At 36.1% G+C, this 21,560-nt stretch carries 24 protein-coding genes; 21 read left to right on the forward strand and 3 right to left on the reverse strand.

Going from position 1 to position 21,560, the window contains the following annotated elements; all coding sequences use genetic code 11:
• Positions 1 to 87 precede the first annotated feature (87 nt).
• Positions 88 to 1,104, forward strand: a complete 1,017-nt coding sequence (gap, locus tag HNQ37_RS01040; protein ID WP_183538439.1) for a type I glyceraldehyde-3-phosphate dehydrogenase — start codon at positions 88 to 90, stop codon at positions 1,102 to 1,104.
• A 76-nt stretch (positions 1,105 to 1,180) separates the two neighbouring features.
• Here gap and HNQ37_RS01045 read toward each other — a convergent pair whose 3' ends face one another.
• Positions 1,181 to 2,446, reverse strand: a complete 1,266-nt coding sequence (locus tag HNQ37_RS01045) for a replication-associated recombination protein A (protein ID WP_183538442.1) — start codon at positions 2,444 to 2,446, stop codon at positions 1,181 to 1,183.
• 29 nt (positions 2,447 to 2,475) lie between these two features.
• Positions 2,476 to 2,982, reverse strand: coding sequence for a GNAT family N-acetyltransferase (locus HNQ37_RS01050; protein WP_183538444.1), 507 nt, complete (start codon positions 2,980 to 2,982; stop codon positions 2,476 to 2,478).
• A 102-nt stretch (positions 2,983 to 3,084) separates the two neighbouring features.
• Between HNQ37_RS01050 and HNQ37_RS01055 the strand changes: the two genes are divergently transcribed.
• The 15 genes from HNQ37_RS01055 to recO all read left to right on the forward strand — a co-directional run bounded on the left by HNQ37_RS01055 (position 3,085) and on the right by recO (position 17,397).
• On the forward strand, positions 3,085 to 3,552 hold the full coding sequence (locus HNQ37_RS01055) for a DUF3013 family protein (RefSeq protein ID WP_183538446.1): 468 nt from the start codon (positions 3,085 to 3,087) through the stop codon (positions 3,550 to 3,552).
• Positions 3,553 to 3,759: 207 nt separating this feature from the next.
• Positions 3,760 to 5,319, forward strand: coding sequence for an ABC-F family ATP-binding cassette domain-containing protein (locus tag HNQ37_RS01060; protein WP_183538448.1), 1,560 nt, complete (start codon positions 3,760 to 3,762; stop codon positions 5,317 to 5,319).
• Positions 5,320 to 5,588: 269 nt separating this feature from the next.
• Complete coding sequence (locus tag HNQ37_RS01065) at positions 5,589 to 5,774, forward strand: hypothetical protein (RefSeq protein WP_183538450.1); 186 nt, start codon at positions 5,589 to 5,591, stop codon at positions 5,772 to 5,774.
• A 355-nt stretch (positions 5,775 to 6,129) separates the two neighbouring features.
• A complete protein-coding gene (locus HNQ37_RS01070; RefSeq protein WP_183538452.1) occupies positions 6,130 to 7,068 on the forward strand; it encodes a cation diffusion facilitator family transporter in 939 nt (312 codons plus the stop codon).
• A 13-nt stretch (positions 7,069 to 7,081) separates the two neighbouring features.
• A complete protein-coding gene (locus HNQ37_RS01075) occupies positions 7,082 to 7,225 on the forward strand; it encodes a hypothetical protein (RefSeq protein ID WP_183538454.1) in 144 nt (47 codons plus the stop codon).
• Positions 7,218 to 7,796 carry an NUDIX hydrolase gene (locus HNQ37_RS01080; RefSeq protein WP_183538456.1) on the forward strand — a complete coding sequence of 193 codons (579 nt, stop codon included), beginning with the start codon at positions 7,218 to 7,220 and terminating at the stop codon, positions 7,794 to 7,796. The genes HNQ37_RS01075 and HNQ37_RS01080 overlap by 8 nt, the downstream gene beginning before the upstream one ends.
• A gap of 280 nt (positions 7,797 to 8,076) precedes the next feature.
• Positions 8,077 to 9,009, forward strand: coding sequence for a 50S ribosomal protein L11 methyltransferase (gene prmA, locus HNQ37_RS01085; RefSeq protein ID WP_183538458.1), 933 nt, complete (start codon positions 8,077 to 8,079; stop codon positions 9,007 to 9,009).
• Positions 9,009 to 9,749, forward strand: a complete 741-nt coding sequence (locus tag HNQ37_RS01090) for a 16S rRNA (uracil(1498)-N(3))-methyltransferase (RefSeq protein WP_183538460.1) — start codon at positions 9,009 to 9,011, stop codon at positions 9,747 to 9,749. Before prmA ends, HNQ37_RS01090 begins: the two co-directional genes overlap by 1 nt.
• 150 nt (positions 9,750 to 9,899) lie before the next feature.
• Positions 9,900 to 12,125, forward strand: a complete 2,226-nt coding sequence (locus HNQ37_RS01095) for a RelA/SpoT family protein (protein ID WP_183538463.1) — start codon at positions 9,900 to 9,902, stop codon at positions 12,123 to 12,125.
• A 70-nt stretch (positions 12,126 to 12,195) separates the two neighbouring features.
• Positions 12,196 to 12,657 carry a D-aminoacyl-tRNA deacylase gene (dtd, locus tag HNQ37_RS01100; protein WP_183538465.1) on the forward strand — a complete coding sequence of 154 codons (462 nt, stop codon included), beginning with the start codon at positions 12,196 to 12,198 and terminating at the stop codon, positions 12,655 to 12,657.
• Positions 12,658 to 12,728: 71 nt separating this feature from the next.
• Positions 12,729 to 13,340, forward strand: coding sequence for an HAD family hydrolase (locus HNQ37_RS01105; RefSeq protein ID WP_183538468.1), 612 nt, complete (start codon positions 12,729 to 12,731; stop codon positions 13,338 to 13,340).
• A gap of 10 nt (positions 13,341 to 13,350) precedes the next feature.
• Complete coding sequence (locus tag HNQ37_RS01110) at positions 13,351 to 14,007, forward strand: lysophospholipid acyltransferase family protein (RefSeq protein ID WP_183538469.1); 657 nt, start codon at positions 13,351 to 13,353, stop codon at positions 14,005 to 14,007.
• An 85-nt stretch (positions 14,008 to 14,092) separates the two neighbouring features.
• Complete coding sequence (gene dnaJ / locus HNQ37_RS01115) at positions 14,093 to 15,202, forward strand: molecular chaperone DnaJ (protein WP_183538471.1); 1,110 nt, start codon at positions 14,093 to 14,095, stop codon at positions 15,200 to 15,202.
• A gap of 115 nt (positions 15,203 to 15,317) precedes the next feature.
• On the forward strand, positions 15,318 to 16,256 hold the full coding sequence (locus HNQ37_RS01120; RefSeq protein ID WP_183538474.1) for a 2-dehydropantoate 2-reductase: 939 nt from the start codon (positions 15,318 to 15,320) through the stop codon (positions 16,254 to 16,256).
• Between the two features lie 382 nt (positions 16,257 to 16,638).
• Positions 16,639 to 17,397, forward strand: a complete 759-nt coding sequence (recO, locus tag HNQ37_RS01125) for a DNA repair protein RecO (RefSeq protein ID WP_183538476.1) — start codon at positions 16,639 to 16,641, stop codon at positions 17,395 to 17,397.
• Between the two features lie 54 nt (positions 17,398 to 17,451).
• On the opposite strand, the gene HNQ37_RS01130 is transcribed toward recO, so the two are convergent.
• Positions 17,452 to 17,649: a cold-shock protein gene (locus tag HNQ37_RS01130; protein ID WP_183538478.1), complete on the reverse strand. Its 198-nt coding sequence runs from the start codon at positions 17,647 to 17,649 to the stop codon at positions 17,452 to 17,454.
• 110 nt (positions 17,650 to 17,759) lie between these two features.
• On the opposite strand from HNQ37_RS01130, the gene HNQ37_RS01135 reads away from it, so the two are divergent.
• The 5 genes from HNQ37_RS01135 to rlmN all read left to right on the forward strand — a co-directional run bounded on the left by HNQ37_RS01135 (position 17,760) and on the right by rlmN (position 21,481).
• Positions 17,760 to 18,275, forward strand: coding sequence for a 5-formyltetrahydrofolate cyclo-ligase (locus HNQ37_RS01135; RefSeq protein WP_246415548.1), 516 nt, complete (start codon positions 17,760 to 17,762; stop codon positions 18,273 to 18,275).
• Positions 18,268 to 18,960, forward strand: coding sequence for a rhomboid family intramembrane serine protease (locus HNQ37_RS01140; protein ID WP_331035761.1), 693 nt, complete (start codon positions 18,268 to 18,270; stop codon positions 18,958 to 18,960). Before HNQ37_RS01135 ends, HNQ37_RS01140 begins: the two co-directional genes overlap by 8 nt.
• Before the next feature lie 163 nt (positions 18,961 to 19,123).
• Positions 19,124 to 19,576, forward strand: a complete 453-nt coding sequence (locus tag HNQ37_RS01145) for a dUTP diphosphatase (protein ID WP_183538482.1) — start codon at positions 19,124 to 19,126, stop codon at positions 19,574 to 19,576.
• 57 nt (positions 19,577 to 19,633) lie between these two features.
• Positions 19,634 to 20,380 (forward strand): YutD family protein, encoded by a 747-nt coding sequence (locus HNQ37_RS01150; protein WP_183538484.1) that lies wholly within the window; start codon positions 19,634 to 19,636, stop codon positions 20,378 to 20,380.
• A gap of 3 nt (positions 20,381 to 20,383) precedes the next feature.
• Positions 20,384 to 21,481 (forward strand): dual-specificity RNA methyltransferase RlmN, encoded by a 1,098-nt coding sequence (gene rlmN, locus HNQ37_RS01155; RefSeq protein ID WP_183538486.1) that lies wholly within the window; start codon positions 20,384 to 20,386, stop codon positions 21,479 to 21,481.
• Positions 21,482 to 21,560: the final 79 nt, after the last annotated feature.

The following is a 21,560-nucleotide window of genomic DNA, read 5'->3' on the forward strand; positions in this document are numbered from 1 at the left end:
CCAAAAAGGATATAACTATATTAGAGACAAAAAATATCTCTAATATAAACATTTATAATAATATTATAGCACATCGAAGGGATTAAAATGACCGTAAAAATAGGAATTAATGGCTTTGGCCGCATTGGCCGCTTAGCTTTACGTCGTATTGAGGGCGTTGATGGAGTAGAAGTTTCTCAAATAAATGATTTGACAGATCCAGCAATGCTTGCACATTTACTCAAATATGATTCAACACAAGGGCGGTTTAAGGGGGATATTGAGCTTACAGAAGATGGATTTAATGTGAATGGCAAATTTATAAAAGTAACTCAAGAACGTGATCCAGGAAAAATTAATTGGTCTGAAAATGGTGTTGAGATCGTTCTTGAAGCAACAGGTTTCTTTACCACAAAAGAAAAAGCCGAAAAGCATTTACACGCAAGTGGTGGTGCAAAAAGGGTATTAATTACAGCGCCAGGTGGAAATGATGTAAAAACAGTCGTTTTTAATACAAACCATGACGTTTTAAATGGCACTGAAACAGTTATTTCAGCTGGTTCATGTACAACCAATTCCCTTGCCCCAATGGCCGATGTTTTGAATAAAACTTTCGGAGTCAAAGGTGGAACGATGACCACGATTCACTCTTATACAGGTGATCAAATGCTATTGGATGGTCCACATCGCGGTGGTGATTTCCGTCGTGCTCGTGCAGCGGCGATAAACATCGTTCCTGCATCTTCTGGTGCTGCAAAAGCTATTGGTCTTGTATTACCAGAGCTTGAAGGACGGATGAAAGGACACGCCCAACGTGTTGCTACACCAGCAGGCTCTGTTACAGAACTTGTGACAGTTTTGGATAAAAGGGTCACTGTCGATGAGATTAATGCTGCAATGAAAGCAGCTCAGACCGAGAGTTTTGGTTACAACACGGATGAAATAGTATCAAGCGATATTATAGGCATGGCCTATGGTTCTCTCTTTGATGCTACACAAACGGAAGTGACAAACATTGCTGATGGTTTACAGCTCGTTAAGACAGTGGCCTGGTATGATAATGAGATGAGCTTTACAGCACAATTAATTCGTACATTAGAATATTTTGCTAAAATTGCAAAGTAAATAAAGTTTACGGATAGTTTACAAGTTCTGAAAAAAGTCTTTGAAATTTTCAAGGACTTTTGTTAATTTTTATAAGTTAATTAGACTTTTTTTTATTGTTTTCAATCCAACGTTTCCGTTCCATTAAAGCACGCTCATACTTTCCCATTCCATCTGGAGTAAAATATTCAGCTGACTTGATTTTGTCAGGTAAATATTGTTGGTTTATCCAATGTTCTGGGAAAGAATGTGGATACTTGTAACCAATGCTACGACCAAGTTTTTTAGCACCTGAATAGTGTCCATCTTGCAAATGAGGGGGTATGGCTAAGTCACCATGCTTATGTAAGTCTTCTATAGCACTTTCCATGGCAGCATATGCAGCATTTGATTTGGGTGAAAGTGCTAAGTCAATAATGACATTTGAAACAAGAATTCTAGCCTCAGGAAAACCAACTCTTTCAGCAGCTTCTAATGCTATTACGGCATGGATCTGTGACTCAGGATTTGCTAATCCGATATCTTCATAAGCAATTACTATAAGTCGACGCGCCAGTGACATCAAGTCTCCCCCTTCAATCAAGCGAGCAGCGTAGTGTAAAGCAGCATTGACATCAGAGCCACGAATTGATTTTTGAAGTGCAGATAATAGATCATAGTGAGCATCACCATCTTTGTCAAAAGTGGCTGCTTTTTTCTGTAAAGAATTTTCCATATCATCCAATGTTACATGATGATCAGAGCTAGAAAGAATGGCTAATTCAAGCGAATTAAATACTGATCTTAGGTCGCCATTTGTAGAGTGTACTAAAAAAGTAAAAGCCTCATCATCCAGTTCGACTTCAAAGTTAAAACCCCGTTCATGATCAGATAAAGCTAATTTTATAGCCTCAGTTAAATCTTCAACTGTTAAACTTTTAACTTCGAATATCTGAACACGACTACGAATAGCAGGAACTACACTGAAATATGGATTTTCTGTGGTTGCACCGATTAGGATAATTTCGCCATTTTCTAGTAAAGGTAGTAAAAAGTCTTGTAAAGGCTTTGTCAACCTATGTATCTCGTCTAATAGTAAGATGAGCGTTCCAAACACCTTTGCTTCTTCAGCGATTTCTTGTAGTTTTTTCTTTGCGTCACTAGTTGCATTAAAGTTACGAAAAGTTAGTCCCATAGTTCCAGCAATGGCAGATGCAATGGAAGTCTTTCCTGTACCAGGTGGACCATAAAGAATCATACTTGATAAAAGTTTGGTCTCAACCATACGTCGAATTATTTTTCCTGGGCCGACGAGATGTTGCTGTCCAATAACTTCGTCGATAGATCGAGGTCGCATGCGTCTGGCTAAATTTTCTGTTGCCATATTTTTACCTCTCCATCTATAATTAATACTTAATTATTTTCAACAAAATAAGCATACCAGAGATTATCCACCCATTTTCCATCGATGAAAAATTCATTCTTCTGTTTACCTTCTTTAACAAAACCACACTTTTCATAAAGGTGGATAGCTGGAATGTCAGTTGATAAAACCTCAATGGTAATTTTTGAGTAACCTTCGCTAGCAGCATAGTTTTTAACGAATTCAACTAAATATGTTCCAAGACCTTGACCTCGAGCTGACTCTATCACGAGTGGAGAAAATGTTAATACATGCTTCCCTGCTTCAATCTTGTGTCGATCGTGTAAAACGAGCACGCCAAAGATTTCGTCGCTCTTTTCTTCTACCGCTAAAAGATAACGGACACCGGCTTGAAGATTCTCAATATAACGTTCTGGTGAACTCTGAATATTTACAGGTGTAGAAATAGAAGTCCAGCCAATATTTTCAATCTTGGCGACTTCAACAAAGTCTCTTGGTTCCATTTGTCGAATGATGATTTCTTGTGCTTCTTTCATTACTGACATTATACTATATAAAGATAAAGGAAATAAAGGAATAAAGGTAATAGTAAATTAAAACTTTAAAATCTGGGTATAAAATATGCTAAAATAGGCGCTATGAATAAGAAAAATGGATTTTTAGATATTCTTGATGAGGAACTTTCGAAGAATTTTAACTACGATTACGAAATTAACTGGGACAAAAAGAATCACGGTATCATTGTTTCATTTGTCCTCGAAGTTGAAAATCTGGATAACATAGAGGTTGAAGATACTGATGGCGTTTCATCAACGGAAGATCTTCTCTATGAAGATGCTGTCCTCTTTTATAATCCTTCAAAAACTCAATTTAATGATAAAGACTATCTTGCAACGATTCCTTATGATGAGCAAGGTTTATCGCGTGAGTTTCTTGAATTCTTCAGTCTTTTTCTACAAGACACTGTAGATGATGGATTATCTGATTTGATGGATTTCTTAGAGTCTGAAGAAAAAGAATTTTCAATTTCTTGGGACTGGGATAAGTTTAATGCTGGAGATGATACTTTGGAAGATACTGAATTTTTTAAGTATCCAAGATATTAATTGTTATTAAACTATAATGATTTTGATGAGATTTTAATAAGACGAGGGTCTCATCCCCGAGGAAAAATACTTTATAGAATTCTTGAAAAGAAACACCCGGAAGAAGTTTGGCTTTTTTGAACTCCTTGAAAACAGTCCATTACTTACCTAATGTAAAAAATTCATTATCATAAAGTAAAAAAATATTGAAAGTTATAAATTAAAAATATGAGTATCTTAGAAGTAAAAAATCTTTCCCATGGCTTTGGTGATCGCACAATTTTTGAAGATGTGAATTTCCGACTACTTAAAGGCGAGCATATTGGTTTTGTAGGTGCCAATGGGGAAGGAAAATCGACATTTATGTCAATAATCACTGGTACATTAACACCTGATGAAGGAAAGGTTATTTGGTCAAAGCAACATCGTGTAGGTTATATGGATCAGCATGCAGTATTGGGACAAGGTAAAACAACACGCGAAGCTTTATCCGATGCCTTTAAGTATCTTTTTGATGTGGAAGCTCAGATAAGTGATCTCTATTTGAAAATGGGTGACATGGATCCAGACACCATGAATGCAGCTTTGGAAGAAGTTGGTGAACTTCAAGAAGAACTTGACACTAGTGACTTCTATCTGATTGATTCTAAGGTAGAAGAAGCTGCTCGCGGTCTTGGTTTGACTGATTTACTTGATAAAGATGTATCAGAGTTGTCAGGAGGTCAACGCACTAAAATTTTACTTGGAAAATTGCTTCTTGAAAAACCAGATATACTCCTACTGGATGAGCCAACAAACTATCTTGACGAAGAGCATATTTTTTGGTTGAAGAATTATCTACAAAACTATAAAAATGCTTTTATCCTGATTTCTCATGATGTACCATTTATGGATTCGGTTGTTACTGTGATTTATCACGTACATGGTTTGGGACTCACTCGTTATAGTATGGGTTATGCTGAATTTGAACGTGTGTTTGAAGAGAAAAAGGTTCAACTTGAAGCTCTTCATAATGCACAAGTAGCAGAAGCAGAAAAGCTAAAAGATTTCATTGCTCGAAAAAAAGCTAACTTGGCAACAAGTGGTCAAGCGAAAGCGCGTGAGAAGAAACTAGCAAAGATGGAAATTGTCGATACAATTTCTGAAAAGCCAAAACCACACTTTGAATTCAAATCAAGTCGTAAATCAAGTCGCTTAGTATTTGAAGCAAAGGAATTAATAATTGGTTATCCAGCAACCGGTCCCCTTTCATCAGTTATCAATTTGAAGGTTGAGTCTGGTGATAAAATTGCCTTCGTAGGTTCAAATGGTATTGGTAAATCAACACTTTTGAAGAGTTTGATGGGATTAATACCATCACTCAATGGAGAAGTGAAAAAAGGTGAATTTCAACATATTGCTTACTTTGAGCAAGAGGTCAAGGAACCTAGTACGAAGAATGTTTTAGATGATCTTTGGGATGAGTATCCAAGCTGGAATCAGGCGGAACTACGTGGCGCTCTGGCACGTGTAGGGTTGACATCTAAGCAAATAGAAAGTCGGGTACACGTTCTCTCTGGAGGTGAACAATCAAAACTTCGTTTTGCGAAACTCATGAACACCGAATCAAATATTCTGATTTTAGATGAGCCAACCAACCACTTGGATGTAGATGCTAAATATGAATTGCAACGTGCGATAAAGGAATATGCTGGGACGGTTTTGATGATTTCCCACGAACCAGAATTCTATGAAGACTGCACTGATTTAGTAATAAACTGTGAGGAATGGACTACCAAAGTTATCTAATTTTTTGAAGTTTAAATATTTTAAAAGATTACAAAAAGACTCATACAAAATACAAAATAAAGTATTATAAACTAACAAAACTCAGGCCTTCCTGAGTTTTGTTATAATAGCCTTACTAATCTAATATCAAGGAGAAATGTCAAATGAAACCTTCTAACAAATCAAAAAAATCCATGGAAAACCCAGATCAAAGTTATTAAATTGAACTCGCTCCGCGTCGTTTTGAACAACGTTATCGTGCCTTACAATTTGCTAAAATTTTTCGAATTATGTTGAATCGTTTTAAAGATTTTGGAGTTAGTAATTTTGATGCAAAACTTGTAAAGATAATTGACGATATTGAGAAAGATGCGAGTTACATTGATAAGTTAGGTTTTAAAAAATTGTCAACTAAGTTGACAAAAGAACTTAATAAACTTGAAAAGAAAAACGAAATCCTAAGGACAAATAAATAAATATAAACTCGATACACAGGAATTTATTTTTCTTTAAAGTTTCAGAAACACTATTATTTGTTAAAAAACCGATTTCTTAAATGTTAATAGAATATGTGTTCTTTTTATTTATTTAAATATATCAATCTCTGCTGTTGTTTTTAAATTTAATGACTTAGAAATTTCCACTTGTTTTACAATAAATAAGGAAATATGAGGTTAGGAATGAGTTTTTTGAGAATTAGAAATAGACTATTCTTTAAGCTCTTTTATAACTTTTTAGATTGATTATTTACCACAAAATAATTTTCACAAAACCTTCAAGGTTACAAAAGTTGATATCAGGTTTACAAGCTTTACAAGATTGAGAAAAATAATGGAAAATAAAATAAAAAATCATGGAATGGCTGCGGTATTTGCTGCTTTGTTTGCCAATTTACTTGTTGCAGTAAGTAAATTTATAGGTTTTCTCCTATCAGGTTCTGCTGCTATGATGAATGAAGCAATTCACAGTTTGGTTGACACAGCTAATGAAGCTCTGTTACTTCTCGGTAATAAAAGAGCGAAGCGTGGTCAGTCAGACATACATCAGTTTGGCGAAGGAAGGGCCAAATATTTCTATTCTATGATCGTTGCCACTTTATTATTTTTTGGTGGTGGTGTAATTGGTGTTATAGAAGCATGGGACAAATTGACTCATCAAGGACATAGCATAGAAAACCCAATTCTCATCTTTGTTATTTTAACGTTTGGTATCATCATTGAATCTTCTTCGTTGAGAGTTGCTTTTAGGGAAATTCATGAACTTAACAAACAGAATCTTCCACTTTTCCAATTTTTAAGAAATACTAAGCACAGCGAGATATTAGTTATTTTTGCAGAAGATACATCTGCAATAATTGGTCTACTTTTGGCAGTGTTTGGAACTGCTTTGACATTCATTACTGGTAATGGATTCTATGATGCTTTCTCTGGTCTTTTGATAGGTTTATTATTGATGAGTGTTTCAATCCTTTTGATCAGAGAATTTTACTCACTGCTTGTTGGAGAACGCGTAAGCAATGAAGATTTGGCAGTAATTAAAGCTGCCTTTGAGCGAGGTGAAGTTGAGCATATTATCAATATAAGGACGACACACTTATCTGCGGATGAAATCTTAGTTGCCGCAAAAATTGATATTAAAAATAGTGAAGAAGCTCATGATTTTGATATCGTCAATAAAATTGAAAGCCAGATTCGTCGGGGTTTGACTGGTAAAAAATGTTATATTTATATAGAGATTGACGAATGGGATGAAAATTATTCTCGTCGCTAAAGGGGGAAAAACCATGCCAACAGATATTGGAAATCTGATTAGTTACATTATTTCAGGAATTTTTGCGCTTTTACTGGCAATCTTTGTCGGGCGTATGTATTCTAAACATAAAAAAGACGATGATAATAAAAGAAATACAGGCAACAAAAATGAATGAACTGGAGGTATTGCTAGAAAACTTTCAACCAGAGGGAGAACAGGAAGTTTCAGATTTGCTCATTTTCAAAGAATTGGCTAAAGATCCGAAAAATTATACACGTGCAAGTTTAGCCCATTTCACAGCATCAGCCTTTGTGGTTAATGAAAATCGTGATAAAATTCTCGGAATTTTCCACAAAATCTATCAAAGTTGGGGGTGGCTGGGCGGACATGCTGATGGGGAAACTAATCTACTTTCTGTTGCGAGACGTGAAGTTGAGGAGGAGTCTGGGTTAACAAGTTTGAAACTTTTGTTAGATGAACCAATTTCTATTGAAAATTTGACAGTAACTGGGCACTTTCACCGAAAGTATGGTTATGTTTCAGGGCATTTACATTTAAATGTCACTTTTCTATTCGAGGTGAGTGGTTCAGAAGAATTAATTTTGAATGAAGTAGAAACTGATGGAATAGGCTGGATTCCAATTAATGATTTTGTAGAGAAGTCGACTGAACCTGAAATGAAGATTGTTTATAGTAAGATTATTGAAAGGATAATACGTTTAGGTAAGCGAGATGAAAATAATTAAGCATAAGTTTGAAAATTTAGATTCTATCTAGATATAATTTCAGACAGCTACACGAAGTTTTCGTAAAGGCACTTTTTAGAGATCAAAGTTGTTAATCATCATTGGTTAAATTGGTAAAAGGTTATTATTAAAAAATTGAAAATAAGACTATTCATAAAAGTAGGTCTAAGTGAAATTTACCACTCTGACCTAGTAAAATCCAGATTTTTACCAAAACAGAGTAAAAACATTTCATTTTATGTGATAACAAAATATTTTTTAAAACAATTCGGAGAAGTATATGAATAATTGGATAAAAATTACCATTAATGTTTCACGTGAAACTGAAGAAATTATTACTGCTATTTTGGTAACTGCAGGTTCAGGTGGGGTAGAAATTTCGGATAGTTTAGATTATTTGGATCTTGAAGTGAATCATGGTGAAAATTTTCCAGAAGTTGAGCAATTAGATACTATTGAAGTAGCAGCTTATTTTCCAGAAGAGATAGTCACTCAAGATTTCATTTCAGGTCTCCGTGATAAAATATCTGAGTTCGGACGTTTTGAACTAAAAACTGACTCTTTAGCTGAGGAAGAGTGGGCGAATGCCTGGAAAAAATACTTTGTACCTACTCGCATCAGTAGATACCTAACAATTGTTCCAAGTTGGACTGATTATGTGGCTTCTGGCAGAGATGAAAAGCTCATAAATCTAGATCCAGGCATGGCTTTTGGTACAGGCACTCATCCTACAACGCGTTTGTCGCTCTGGGCATTGGAAGAAGTGTTACGAGGCGGGGAAATTTTATTTGATGTAGGAACAGGTTCTGGTGTTTTATCAATTGTTGCTGCCCACTTAGGTGCTGAAGATATTTATGCTTACGACTTAGATGATGTTGCAGTGCGAGTTGCTCAAGAGAATATCGAACTTAATCCTGAAACAAAAAATAAAATTCATGTAGGTGCTGGTAACCTCCTACAAGGAGTGACTCAAACAGCAGATGTCATAGTGGCAAACATCTTAGCCGAAATTTTATTACTAATGATTGACGACGCTTATAAATTATTAAACCCCGAGGGGACTTTAATTTTGAGTGGTATTATTGATAATAAAAGAAACTTAGTCCTTGAAAAGGCTTTAAACACAGGTTTCCAACTTGAAGCTTCGATGTTACAGGGACAATGGAACTGCCTCATTCTCAAAAAAACTGAAACGGAGTTATTTTTCGGCTAATGGCAAATCAATACTTTGTAAAGCAAGTTTACACCACGTTTAATTTTTTTATTGAAAATCCAGAAAAACATCATATTTTCAATGTGATGAGAGCTAGAAATGGTGAAAGATTAGAGTTAGTTTTCTCAGATGGAAAAATTGCCTTAGCTGAGGTGGTCAATGCTGAAAAAGCTGAATTCAAGGTTATAAAGGAAATAAATAGAAACAATGAACTTCCAATCGAAGTTACAATTGCAGTTGGCTTTCCGAAAGGTGATAAGCTTGACTTTATAACTGAGAAGGCAACAGAGTTAGGAGCTTCAGCAATATGGGGGGCTCCCTTTGAATGGTCAGTAGTGAAGTGGAATCAAGAGAAGTTACTTAAACGGGAGCAGAAGCTCGCGAAAATTGCTCAAGGAGCCGCAGAACAGTCTAAGCGAAATCTGATTCCTGAAATCAAACTCTTTGAAAAATTTACAGAATTTTTCGAAAAATTGCATGACTTCGATAAAGTAATAGTGGCCTATGAGGAATCTGCAAAACTAGGCGAATTAAGTAAGTTTGTTCAAGTGGTTGATCAAAGACCTACCAAAATAATAGTCATTTTTGGTCCTGAAGGTGGCATTTCACCTCAAGAAGTTAATAGTTTTAAAGATAACGGAGCTGAATTAGTAGGTTTGGGTTCAAGAATACTTCGTGCAGAGACAGCACCTTTGTATGCTTTGTCAGCAATTAGTGCATTGCTTGAACTCAATAAATAGATTTTAATAATTTTTAACGATATCGCTTTGTTTTTTTGAAATGTCCTCATAACCCATTGAAATCCGCTTCAAGCGGATTTTTGCTATAATAGTGCAAAGACTGAAGGGCCTTGCGCTTTTTGATGTTGATAGAGAAGGTAGTGTAATAGTATGGCCGATTATAAAAATATTACAGGTGAAGAGCTCCTCAAAAAAGTGAGGGCATATATGACGGAAGAAGACGCCAATCGCGTCGCTTTTGGTTTGAAATGTGCAATTTCTGCTCATTCTTCCCAGGTTCGAGCATCTGGTGAACCTTATGTCATCCATCCAATCCAAGTTGCAGGTATTTTAGCAGACTTACAGCTTGATGCAACAACCATTATTTCAGGGCTATTACATGATGTTGTTGAGGACACTGGGGCAATCTCTGAAGATTTGCGTGAACTTTTTGGACCTGACGTTTCTAAAATTGTAGACGGCGTAACAAAGCTTGGCAAGGTAACCTATAAATCGCATGCTGAGCAATTAGCTGAAAATCACCAAAAGATGCTCATGGCCATGTCAGAGGATATGCGTGTTATCTTAGTGAAATTAGCCGATCGTCTTCACAATATGAGGACTTTGAAGCACTTACGTCCAGATAAACAAAAGCGTATTTCTGAAGAGACTATGGATATATATGCTCCTTTAGCTGATCGTCTCGGTATTGCCAGCATCAAATGGGAATTGGAAGATCTGAGTTTTCGTTACTTGAATGAAGTTGAATTTTATCGTATCCGTGGCTTGATGAATGAAAAGCGCGCAGATCGAGTGGCCTTAGTAGCTGATGTCATTGAAAAGCTTAAGAATTCTGTTGAAAAGGCGGGTGTTAATGCCAAAATTTCTGGTCGTCCGAAGCATATTTATAGCATCTACCGTAAAATGGTTGATAAGAAAAAGCGTTTTGATGAAATATACGACTTGATTGCCATTCGGTGCTTGACTGAGACAACAAGTGACGTTTATACAACTCTTGGTTACATTCATGAATTGTGGCGCCCCATGCCTGGTCGTTTCAAAGACTATATTGCAAATCCAAAGGCGAATGGCTACCAATCTGTACACACTACAGTCAATGGCCCAAAAGGTCCGATAGAGTTCCAAATTCGTACTCGAGAAATGCATGAGGTTGCAGAATATGGTGTTGCCGCACATTGGGCTTACAAGCAAGGTAAAACCACGGCTATTAATGTGAATGAAGTTTCACAGACCTTAAATTGGGTCCATGAATTAGTTGAGCTTCAGGAAATTTCAGGAAATTCTGCTCAAGAATTTGTTGAGGCAGTTCAACATGATATCTTGGGGAAAAAGATTTATGTATTTACACCCCAAGGTGCTGTACAAGAATTGCCAGAAGGATCAGGTCCAATTGATTTTGCATATGCAATTCATTCAGAAGTAGGAGATCATGCTGTAGGTGCAAAGGTCAATGACCGAATGCAACCCTTGACTTATACTTTGAAAACAGGAGATAGAGTAGAAATTATTATATCAAAATCTTCGTTTGGGCCGAGTCGAGACTGGATTAATATCGTCAAGACGAGTAAAGCACGTTCAAAGATTAAACAATTTTTCAAGAATCAAGATCGTGAGTTCTCAATAAATAAAGGACGAGAACTTTTGCAGACAGCATTACAAGAACAAGGTTTTGTGGCAAACAAGTTTCTTGATAAGTCAAGCATGGACAAAACAGCACGGGATATGAATCACAAGGATGCTGAAACACTTTATGCCAGCATTGGTTTTGGTGACATCAATGTATTGTCAGTCTTTAATAAGTTAACTGAAAAAGAGCGACGTGAGCAAGAACGCGAAAAACGGGAAAAAGAAGCTCAAGCTTTACAAAACGGTGAAGTCAAACGTGAAGCCAAAGCAAGTGAAGTCTTAAAGGTTCGTTCAGATGGGGGTGTTACAGCAGGTGGTGTAAGCACCATGATGATTCGTATTGCAAAGTGCTGTAACCCAGTACCTGGGGATGAAATTCTTGGTTATATAACTAAGGGTCGTGGTGTGTCTGTACACAGAACTGACTGTAAAAATGTCCAAGCTATGGAAGACTTTGAGAAACGGCAAATCTTAGTTGAATGGGATAATGAAGAAATCAATAAAAAAGATTACGTAGCAAACATTGATGTATATGGCTTCAATCGCCCAGGTATACTTAATGATGTTATGCAAATTCTTTCCAATCTGACAAAAAACCTAATTTCAATTAATGCTCAACCAACTAAAGATAGAAAATATGCTAATATTCACATTGCTGTTGGTATTAAAAATCTAGCAGAATTGACAGTTATAGCTGACAAGATTAAAATGATTCCTGATGTTTACAGCGTAAAACGAACAAACGGGTAATAAAACCAAAAGAGGTTTACAATATTGTAAATCTCTTGTAAAACAAATTTACAATAGTAAAAGGAAACGTATGAGAGTCGTTATTCAAAGAGTAAAGTCAGCCTCTGTCTCAATAGATAAAAAAATGGTTAATAAAATAAAGCAAGGTTTTTTAATCTTCATAGGGATACAAGATTGCGATACGGAGAGTGATCTTGATTACGCTGTCAAAAAAATTTTACAGATGAGAATCTTTGAAGACTCAAATGGAAAAATGAATTTATCACTTCGAGATGTATCGGGTGAAATTCTTTCAATAAGTCAATTCACACTATATGCAGACATTAAAAAGGGAAATAGGCCAAGTTTTTCATCTGCTGGAAAGCCAGACTTTGCCAATCTGATGTATAATAGATTCAACGATAAGCTAAATCTTTTTGTAGCAACAAAGGTTGGAATTTTTGGGGCTGATATGCAAATTGAACTTATAAATGATGGCCCAGTTACCATTGTCTTTGATACAGCAGAACTAAAAGTAGATAGGAAAAATTGAATTTGATTTTTGTAAAGTAATTTCCAAATTTAAAATTGGTTAAGAAAGTTTACTAAATCATAAAATAGAAAATGGAAGAAATAAAGGCGATAATATTTGACCTTGGTGGTGTGATCATTGATCTGGATCAAGAAAGTGAAATACGATACTTTGTAGAACAAGGAATTCCAGATTATGAGAATATCTTTTCACAAAAAAACATGACTAACTTTTTCAAAGAGCAAGAAGTTGGAGATATTTCAGAGCCTGAATTTTATGAGGGCTTTCGCAAATTAACAAACGTCAGATTGTCAGATGAGAAAATTGAAGAAGGTTGGAATAAAATTCTGACTGATTTTTTATCAGAGCGGATTATGTATTTAGAAGAATTATCGAAAAGATACCCTATTTACTTATTCTCGAATACAAACACCATACATACTCGTGAATTTGAAAAACGCTGTCTCGGGCAATTTGGACGGCCATTGTCATCTTATTTTAGGGAACTATTTTATTCACAAGAACTCGGTTTACGCAAGCCCGAGCGAGAGGCATTTATTAAAGTTATTGAACTAGCAGGTTTGGATGTAAAAACAACTGTTTTTATTGATGACAATCGGGATAATATAGAAGGAGCCATTTCTGTTGGCTTGCAAACAATGCATTTAACTTCACCAACGACTATTTTAGATTTGAAATTTTAAGGAGATAATTTTGTCTAAATTTGATTACAGCAAACTTCAGCAGCACCCTGTTTTCTATGTTTTTCTTAGAAATTTAGTACACTTCTTGCTCTTTATCTTTAATGGACGTTCAAAATATTATCATTTGGAGCGAATTCCTAAAGGTGAAAATTTTATTTTGGTTGCGCCTCACCGAATGGCTTGGGAACCGGTATGGTTTGCTTTTGGAGCATCACCAAAACAATTTATTTTCATGTCAAAGGAAGAACTTTTTCAACACGCTTTTGTTTCCTGGTGGATCAAGATGTGTGGCGCTTTTCCTGTTAAACGAGAAAATCCTGGAACGAAACCTATTAAATACGCTATTAAGATGCTAAAAGAAACGGATAAATCTATGATTATGTTTCCTTCAGGCTCTCGACATAGTGCAGCCATGAAGGGGGGAGTTGCAGTTATTGGTAAGGCGGCCAATGTTCGCCTATTACCTGCTGTTTATCAGGGCCCACTAAATATGCGAGGTGTTTTTAAGCGCCAAAAGGTTGCTATTAACTTTGGCGAACCAATTGATATCTCGGATATCAAGAAAGCGAATACCGAGGGTATTGAAGAAATTAATCGTCGTATGGAAGAAGCATGGGCAAAGCTTGATAATGAGATTAACCCAGACTTTCATTATGTGGCAAAATAAAAAATAAGTAAAAATGAATTAGCACTCTGTTAAATAGAGTGCTAATTATTTGTCAAAGAAGGTCAAACTATGATATAATATTGCCATGAATAATGAAGAATACTATCAAGAACTTGGTGTTGACAAAGGGGCAAGCCAAGATGAAATAAAAAAGGCCTATCGAAAGCTATCAAAGCAGTACCATCCCGACTTAAACAAGGATGCGGGAGCTGAGGACAAATATAAAAAAGTTCAGGAAGCTTATGAGACTCTTGGAGATGAGCAAAAGCGCGCTAACTATGATCAATATGGTACAGCAGGTGCTAATGGTGGTTTTGGCAGTGACCAAGGTGGATTTTCTGGCTTTGGTGGTCAGAGTGGCTTTGGTGGTTTCGAAGACATCTTTTCAAGTTTCTTTGGCGGTGGCGGACAAGTTAATCCAAATTCACCTCGTCAAGGTGATGACCTTCAATATCGAGTGGATTTGAAATTTGAAGAAGCCATTTTTGGTACTGAAAAGGAAATCAAATACAACCGTGAAGATAATTGTCATGTCTGCCATGGAACGGGTGCTAAACCGGGTACCAAGGTTGAGACCTGTGTTAGGTGTGGTGGTCGTGGCGTTGTGAATGTTGTCACCAACACTCCGCTTGGTCGCATGCAGACTCAACAAACTTGTGATGTCTGCCACGGTCGTGGTAAGACTATTGCTAGCCCTTGTGAAACATGTAATGGATCAGGCCATGAGAAACAAGCACATACTGTTAAAGTTAAAGTACCGGCTGGTGTAGAAACAGGTCAACAAATGCGCTTACAAGGTCAAGGTGAAGCGGGTACAAATGGTGGTCCATTCGGCGATCTTTATGTACGTTTCCAAGTTGAAGCTTCGAAAATATTCGAACGTGATGGCAGCGAAATCTATTATCAAATGCCAATTAACTTTATCCAGGCAGCCATGGGTGATGAAGTTGAAGTCCCAACCGTACATGGTAATGTCAAACTGAAGATTCCAGCAGGTACTCAGACAGGTACAAACTTCCGCCTCAAAGGGAAAGGAGCTCCAAGGCTTCGTGGCTCAGGCCTAGGTGATCAGCATGTCGTGGTTAATCTTGAAGTACCCAAGTCACTGACTGATGCTCAAAGAAGAGCCTTGGATGAATTTGCGATTGCTTCGGGTGTCAAAGTTTCAAAGCAGAAAAAAGGATTATTTAGATAATTGAGCAGATAGGATACTCAGATATTTACGAATGAGGTAGATAATTGAGTATCTTTTTAAATAAAAATATTGAAAATATTTATTTCTTGGTTAAATTAAAAAGGGGATAGGGAAGATGAAAATTGCAATTGCAGGTGCTGGAGCTATGGGGAGCCGATTTGCTTTAATGTTAGCCCAAGCTGGAAACAATGTCTTAATGATTGATGGTTGGCAAGCTCACATTGATGCGATTAAAGCTAATGGGCTCCAAGCGAATTATAATGGTGAAGAAGTTGTAGTCAAGATTCCAATCGTGAGTCAAACAGAAGTGCCTTCGGATGAAAAATTTGAATTAATCATCCTGTTTACAAAGGCAATGCAACTTGAAAGCATGTTACAGAGTATTAAAGGAATTATTGATCAGAATACGAAGGTCCTTTGCTTGCTCAATGGAATCGGTCATGAAGATATTATAGAAAAATTCGTTCCCATGGAAAATATCTTTATTGGTAATACAATGTGGACCGCTGGACTTGAAGGCCCCGGTAAAGCTAAGCTTTTTGGTGAGGGTTATTTAGAGCTTCAAAATCTTGGTGAAAATAGCGAAGATAATGCCAAAGAAATAGCTGATGTTTTATCAGAAGCAAAATTGGATGCTCGTTATTCAGAAAATATTCGCTATTCAATTTACAAAAAAGCCTGCGTCAATGGGACTATGAATGGTCTTTGTACTCTTTTAGATGCAAACATGGCAAGTGTTGGAGCGACATCTACAATTAAAGTCATGTGTCAGCTCATAGTCAAAGAGTTTGCATCTGTTGCAGATAAAGAAGGAGTTAAGCTCAACCAAGACGAAGTCTTAGAACTTATCTATGGTAGCTTTAATCCTGAAACAATTGGTCTTCATTATCCATCGATGCACCAGGATCTGATTAAGAATAAACGTCTTACTGAAATTGACTATATCAATGGAGTTATTTCGCGTAAGGGCATAAAATATGGCATTCCGACTCCTTATTGTGATTTCTTAACTCAGCTTATTCATGCTAAAGAAGAAATTATGGAAGCTAAATAAAATAATAATAAGATTGTTTTTTTAACCTAGAAGGTTGAAGTTAAAATAAATCGATCAATCTTAAGAATAGTTAAAATAAACGTTATAAATGAGTGATAAGCCAAAATAAGAGGGAAGGCAGGAAAAGATCTTTTTTCCCTAAACCACACGTTTTTTTTGATCTGAGACGAGCTAAGCAAAGTTTTTTTCAATATATGGATTAAATTTTACCATTAATGAATGTCAGATTGATATTTTTATAAATTTCTATCATATTTTCTCTGAGCAATCGAGTAATATAGTTGCTCTAATTTTGATTAATATGAGTTTATAGTGAATTAATTATATTATTTTGTTAAAAGATACTAAATTTAAATAAAAGATAAATGTTATAATTGCTCAGATGGAAGAAGCTATTACAAAAGGCTTAGTCTTGTACTCTCGTCCTTATAAAGAACGTGATCGCCTCATAAAGATTTATACCGAAAAATATGGGAAATGCCAATTTTTTATAAAAAACGCAGCAATTTCAAAGTTTGCCGCATCTTTGCAGACCTTTACTACTGCAGAATTAATTGCTACCATCAATGATAGTGGTTTTTCATTTGTTCATGATATTAGTGAAGTTAAGCATTATCAACATATTTTAGAAGATTTTGAGGCTAATGCCTATGCTAGTTATGTGGTATCATTAGCGGATATTGCGATTGAAGATGGAGAGTACGATTCTGCTCTTTATAGTTTTTTGATTCAAGTTCTTAATATGATAGACATAGGAAAAGATGTTCAGATTATGACAAATATCTTCGAACTGCAAATCTTATCTCGTTTTGGAGCCGGACTTAACTTATCAGAATGTGTCATTTGTGGTCGGAAGGACTTACCCATGGACTATAGTTTTTCTTACAATGCGTGTCTTTGTAAGGAACATTTTGATAAAGATTTACGTCGTTTACATGTTCAGCCAAATGTTATTTACATGGCTAACAAGTTTCTAAATATTTCACTAGAAGTTTTAGAAAGTATCTCTGTAAAAGAAAATATGAAAAAACAACTTCGTAATTTTATTGATAGTCTTTATGATGAGTATGTTGGCTTAGAGACAAATGCCAAAAAATTTATAAACAATATGGATAACTGGGCAGATATTATGAAAAAATGAGATTAAAAAAAACGAACCAAGAAAGTTCGTTTTCTAATAATCTTATATAAAAAATTATTTAGTAATGTTGATTGCTTGAGGTCCACGAGGGCCATCTTCAAGATCAAAGTTAACTTTTTGGCCGTCTTCAAGAGTCTTGAAGCCGTCGCCTTGGATAGCTGAGAAGTGTACAAAAACATCTTTGCCATCTTCAGTTGTGATAAAGCCGAAGCCTTTAGTAGCGTTAAACCACTTAACTGTTCCAGTTGCCATTGTTTGATTCCTTTCTGAAATTCTGTAGCTTTTCTTAGAGAAAGGGTGTCAGTGACAACGAATCTAAAAACAAAAACTTACCTGACTATGTTATCATATTTATAATGAAAATGAAAGCGCAAATAAGAGAGGAAATCATTGATAAACTAAGTAAATTTGAACCTCACAAAAAAAACAATCAGACAAAAGAAATCACTGAGAAATTTCTTTCTTCAAAAGCATTTCAGTCAGCAAATTCGGTTGCTCTGTATATGAATACACAAATCGAGTTTGACCTTTTAGCAATCTTTAAAGCAACAAAAAAAGTGGGAAAGAAAATTTTAATTCCAAAGACTTATCCCAAACGTAAAATGGCCTTTATTGAATATGATGAAAAAAATTTAACAAAAACCAAGTTTGGTCCCCTTGAACCGGTTTCAAATGTTGAACTCATACCTGACTTAATCCTAGTACCAGGCCTTGCCTGGAATTTTGAAGGCTACCGCATAGGCTATGGAGGTGGTTTTTATGACCGTTATTTAGCCAATTATAAGGGAGATACAATTAGCTTAGTCTATGATTTTCAACGCCTTAACTTTTTCCCAGAAGTATTCGACATCCCAATAAAGGAGACTTTTAGTGTATAGTTTTGAATTAGCTTATAACAAGAAGCATATAGTGACCTACCTCTTAATAGGAATGACGACTTTAGTCTGGTTATTACAATTTTTCTTGTATGGCATGAATGTTGCGACAGCGCAAAATCTGTTGAATTCAGGAGCTCTTTGGGGATGGCAGATCATTCTACATCCTTCCGAACTTTGGCGTTTAATTACCCCAATTTTTGTTCATCTGAGTTGGCCACACTACCTCATGAACATGTTTACCTTATTCATGGTTGGGCGCTTAGTTGAGGAGGAGTTTGGCTCTTTAAGATATGCAGAAATTTATCTACTTTCAGGAATTTTTGCAAATAGCTTCACCTTCTTTATTTCACCCAACACTCTAGCTGCCGGAGCATCTACTGCTATTTTTGGAATATTTGGTGCCATGGGTACATTAGGTTTCTTTACAGGTAGTCCTCGACTTAAGGAAATCGGACAAGGTTTTCTTGTTTTGATTGCCATAAACCTGGTTTTGAATATTTTTCAACCTGGAGTATCCATCGTGGGACATATTGGAGGAATTATTGGCGGTTGTTTATTAGCTGGTGCTTGGCCACCGGCTCGTTATAAGAGGTGGGTGCCAAGGAATGTGCAGATCATATGTGCTTCTCTAACAGTTTTATCTTTCACCTTGTTTATCGTTTTAACATTCGCCCGTTTAGGCTAGAACCAAAAGAAGCGCATTGGATAATTTTGGAATGTGCATTTTTTGAATACCTTATAAATTACTTGTATCCATTTATTCTTCAAGCCTCTCAGAGCTGTTGTGCTATAATATAAAATGGCTAGTTTTAAACCCAGATATTACCAAAACAGACTCAGGAGAATAAATGAAAACACGTGGTTTTGAAATCGTAAGTAAATACAAAGACGCCGGACTTCACTTGCCCCAAAGGTCAACTAGGCATTCTGCTGGATACGACATTGAATCAATTGAAACAGTTACTTTTGGAGCTGGTGAAATTAAACTAATTCCTACTGGTTTAAAAGCATACATGCAGCCGGGAGAGGTTTTATACATGTATGATCGCTCTTCTAATCCTCGAAAAAAAGGTCTAGTTTTGATAAATTCAGTTGGTGTGATTGACAGCGACTATTACAACAATCCTGATAATGAGGGCGAAATGTTCATGCAAATGATGAATATCTTAGATCGCGATGTTATTGTCGAAAAAGGTGATCGTGTTTGTCAATGTGTCTTTATGCCCTTCTTAGTGGCTGATGGAGATGATGAAGTAGAAAAGAGCGACCGCTTAGGGGGCTTTGGATCTACTGGAAAATAAACTAGAAGAAAAGGAAAACTTTCAAGCTACATTCAGAGGTTGATAAGTAACAAATTAATGGCAAAAGAAATTCCAGAAGAAGAAAAAAATTACAATAAATATCCAGGTGAGCAAGTTTTAATCTTACAAGATGATCTCATAAAAATTGGAGGTAAATCTTTCCGGTTAATCAAGAATTATAAGGGAGGGTTCGATGGAATTGCTCTTGGGCAACGTTATGGGCATGTTTTTGACAAGTTTGACTACATTGTAGGTGACTGGGGACATGAACTTTTGCGATTGCGTGGATTTTATGAGAATGACAAAAACGATATTGAAGTGGATGAAAGGATTGATCACTTAGCTGATTATTTGCAGGAATATTGTGCTTTTGGTGCAAAATACTTTATCTTACATCGTGAGCGAGCAGACGGTGAGGTTGATGAACCATTTTTGGCAGATGAAGAAGATTTAGAGGTTTTAAAACTTTCACGTCAGAACCAAAATATTTTAAATGGCCACTCAAACCGCGATCGTATTAATAATCGTCGTGTTGGTCATGGACGGAATGACTTAGGGTTTTCAACGGTTCGTCCAGATGCCATACCGGTTGAGTCAGAATCAACAAAAATAAAGACAAACAGTAATAATAGCTTTAACAAAAATAAAAGCAAAAATAATAATCATAACAAGAATAATCACAAAGAGAAAAATTCTGAAAATAAGCCAGATATGAAACAACGGAGTAACAGTGATCGCCGTAACCGTAACTCGACACCGCAGAAATCAGAAAAAAAATTCGTGATTCGAGAAAGAAAAGATTAATTTATGAGAGAAATACTTAGCACGTCTACTGAAACCAGTCCCACGATATATGGCCTAACTATTGATAAACTAACAGACTGGGTTGAATCAGTTGATGAAAAGAAATTTCGTGCAAAACAAATCTGGGATTGGCTCTATCGTCAACGTGTACAAACTTTTGAAGAAATGACAAACCTCTCCGTGAGAATTATTGATAAGCTTAACGAAAACTTCATCATGAACCCTTTGCAACAGGTTGTAGTACAAGAATCAGCAGACGGTACCGTAAAATATCTTTTCATGCTTCCAGACCATATGATGATCGAAACAGTATTAATGCGTCAAAGCTATGGTCTTTCAGTCTGTGTGACGACTCAAGTTGGTTGTAACATGGGGTGTACTTTTTGTGCATCTGGAATTTTGAAGAAGGAACGGGATGTTACTGCAGGAGAAATCGTTGCTCAAATCATGTTGGTTCAAAAGTACTTTGATGAACGTAAGCTTGATGAACGAGTGAGCCACATTGTAGTGATGGGTATTGGCGAGCCATTTGAGAATTATAATAATCTTATGAACTTCCTTCATATTGTAAATAATGATAATGGTTTAGCAATCGGCGCAAGGCATATTACGGTTTCAACGTGTGGCTTCAACCCTAAAAAAATTCGCGAATTTGCGCACGAAGATTTACAGATTAACCTTGCAATTTCTCTCCATGCTCCAAATAATGAACTTCGTAGTAGCTTAATGCGTGTTAATCGAAATGCTCCACTTGAAAGATTATTTGAAGCAATTGACTACTATACAGAGACAACTAACCGTCGTGTGACTTATGAGTATATTATGCTTTCGGGGGTAAATGATAGTTCGCAAGTAGCTCAAGAATTGGCTGATTTGATTAAGCCAAGAAACAAACTCTCATATGTTAATTTAATTCCTTACAACCCAGTGGCAGAGTACATAAAGTATGAGCGTTCTGCAAAAGATAATGTCACGAAGTTTTACGATATTTTGAAAAAAAACGGAGTTAACTGTGTAGTTCGCCAAGAACATGGTGCAGACATTGATGCAGCCTGTGGGCAATTACGCTCAAAGAATATCAAGAAAGAAGTCCTAGCTTAAAAGGAAATAGAAGCTATTACTTTTCTGTGATCAACTTTCACAAGCCACTTGATGAAATCGTAGAAGTAAGTTAAAATAT

It is taken from the genome of Lactovum miscens, assembly GCF_014202895.1.
Classification (GTDB): Bacteria; Bacillota; Bacilli; order Lactobacillales; family Streptococcaceae; genus Lactovum; species Lactovum miscens.

What these genes read in the sequence shown, in the direction of transcription:
- gap (WP_183538439.1), top strand. Translation starts at nt 88, where the DNA reads ATGACCGTAAAAATAGGAATTAATGGCTTTGGCCGCATTGGCCGCTTA.
- HNQ37_RS01045 (WP_183538442.1), bottom strand. Translation starts at nt 2,446, where the DNA reads ATGGCAACAGAAAATTTAGCCAGACGCATGCGACCTCGATCTATCGAC.
- HNQ37_RS01050 (WP_183538444.1), bottom strand. Translation starts at nt 2,982, where the DNA reads ATGAAAGAAGCACAAGAAATCATCATTCGACAAATGGAACCAAGAGAC.
- HNQ37_RS01055 (WP_183538446.1), top strand. Translation starts at nt 3,085, where the DNA reads ATGAATAAGAAAAATGGATTTTTAGATATTCTTGATGAGGAACTTTCG.
- HNQ37_RS01060 (WP_183538448.1), top strand. Translation starts at nt 3,760, where the DNA reads ATGAGTATCTTAGAAGTAAAAAATCTTTCCCATGGCTTTGGTGATCGC.
- HNQ37_RS01065 (WP_183538450.1), top strand. Translation starts at nt 5,589, where the DNA reads ATGTTGAATCGTTTTAAAGATTTTGGAGTTAGTAATTTTGATGCAAAA.
- HNQ37_RS01070 (WP_183538452.1), top strand. Translation starts at nt 6,130, where the DNA reads ATGGAAAATAAAATAAAAAATCATGGAATGGCTGCGGTATTTGCTGCT.
- HNQ37_RS01075 (WP_183538454.1), top strand. Translation starts at nt 7,082, where the DNA reads ATGCCAACAGATATTGGAAATCTGATTAGTTACATTATTTCAGGAATT.
- HNQ37_RS01080 (WP_183538456.1), top strand. Translation starts at nt 7,218, where the DNA reads ATGAATGAACTGGAGGTATTGCTAGAAAACTTTCAACCAGAGGGAGAA.
- prmA (WP_183538458.1), top strand. Translation starts at nt 8,077, where the DNA reads ATGAATAATTGGATAAAAATTACCATTAATGTTTCACGTGAAACTGAA.
- HNQ37_RS01090 (WP_183538460.1), top strand. Translation starts at nt 9,009, where the DNA reads ATGGCAAATCAATACTTTGTAAAGCAAGTTTACACCACGTTTAATTTT.
- HNQ37_RS01095 (WP_183538463.1), top strand. Translation starts at nt 9,900, where the DNA reads ATGGCCGATTATAAAAATATTACAGGTGAAGAGCTCCTCAAAAAAGTG.
- dtd (WP_183538465.1), top strand. Translation starts at nt 12,196, where the DNA reads ATGAGAGTCGTTATTCAAAGAGTAAAGTCAGCCTCTGTCTCAATAGAT.
- HNQ37_RS01105 (WP_183538468.1), top strand. Translation starts at nt 12,729, where the DNA reads ATGGAAGAAATAAAGGCGATAATATTTGACCTTGGTGGTGTGATCATT.
- dnaJ (WP_183538471.1), top strand. Translation starts at nt 14,093, where the DNA reads ATGAATAATGAAGAATACTATCAAGAACTTGGTGTTGACAAAGGGGCA.
- HNQ37_RS01120 (WP_183538474.1), top strand. Translation starts at nt 15,318, where the DNA reads ATGAAAATTGCAATTGCAGGTGCTGGAGCTATGGGGAGCCGATTTGCT.
- recO (WP_183538476.1), top strand. Translation starts at nt 16,639, where the DNA reads ATGGAAGAAGCTATTACAAAAGGCTTAGTCTTGTACTCTCGTCCTTAT.
- HNQ37_RS01130 (WP_183538478.1), bottom strand. Translation starts at nt 17,649, where the DNA reads ATGGCAACTGGAACAGTTAAGTGGTTTAACGCTACTAAAGGCTTCGGC.
- HNQ37_RS01135 (WP_246415548.1), top strand. Translation starts at nt 17,760, where the DNA reads ATGAAAGCGCAAATAAGAGAGGAAATCATTGATAAACTAAGTAAATTT.
- HNQ37_RS01145 (WP_183538482.1), top strand. Translation starts at nt 19,124, where the DNA reads ATGAAAACACGTGGTTTTGAAATCGTAAGTAAATACAAAGACGCCGGA.
- HNQ37_RS01150 (WP_183538484.1), top strand. Translation starts at nt 19,634, where the DNA reads ATGGCAAAAGAAATTCCAGAAGAAGAAAAAAATTACAATAAATATCCA.
- rlmN (WP_183538486.1), top strand. Translation starts at nt 20,384, where the DNA reads ATGAGAGAAATACTTAGCACGTCTACTGAAACCAGTCCCACGATATAT.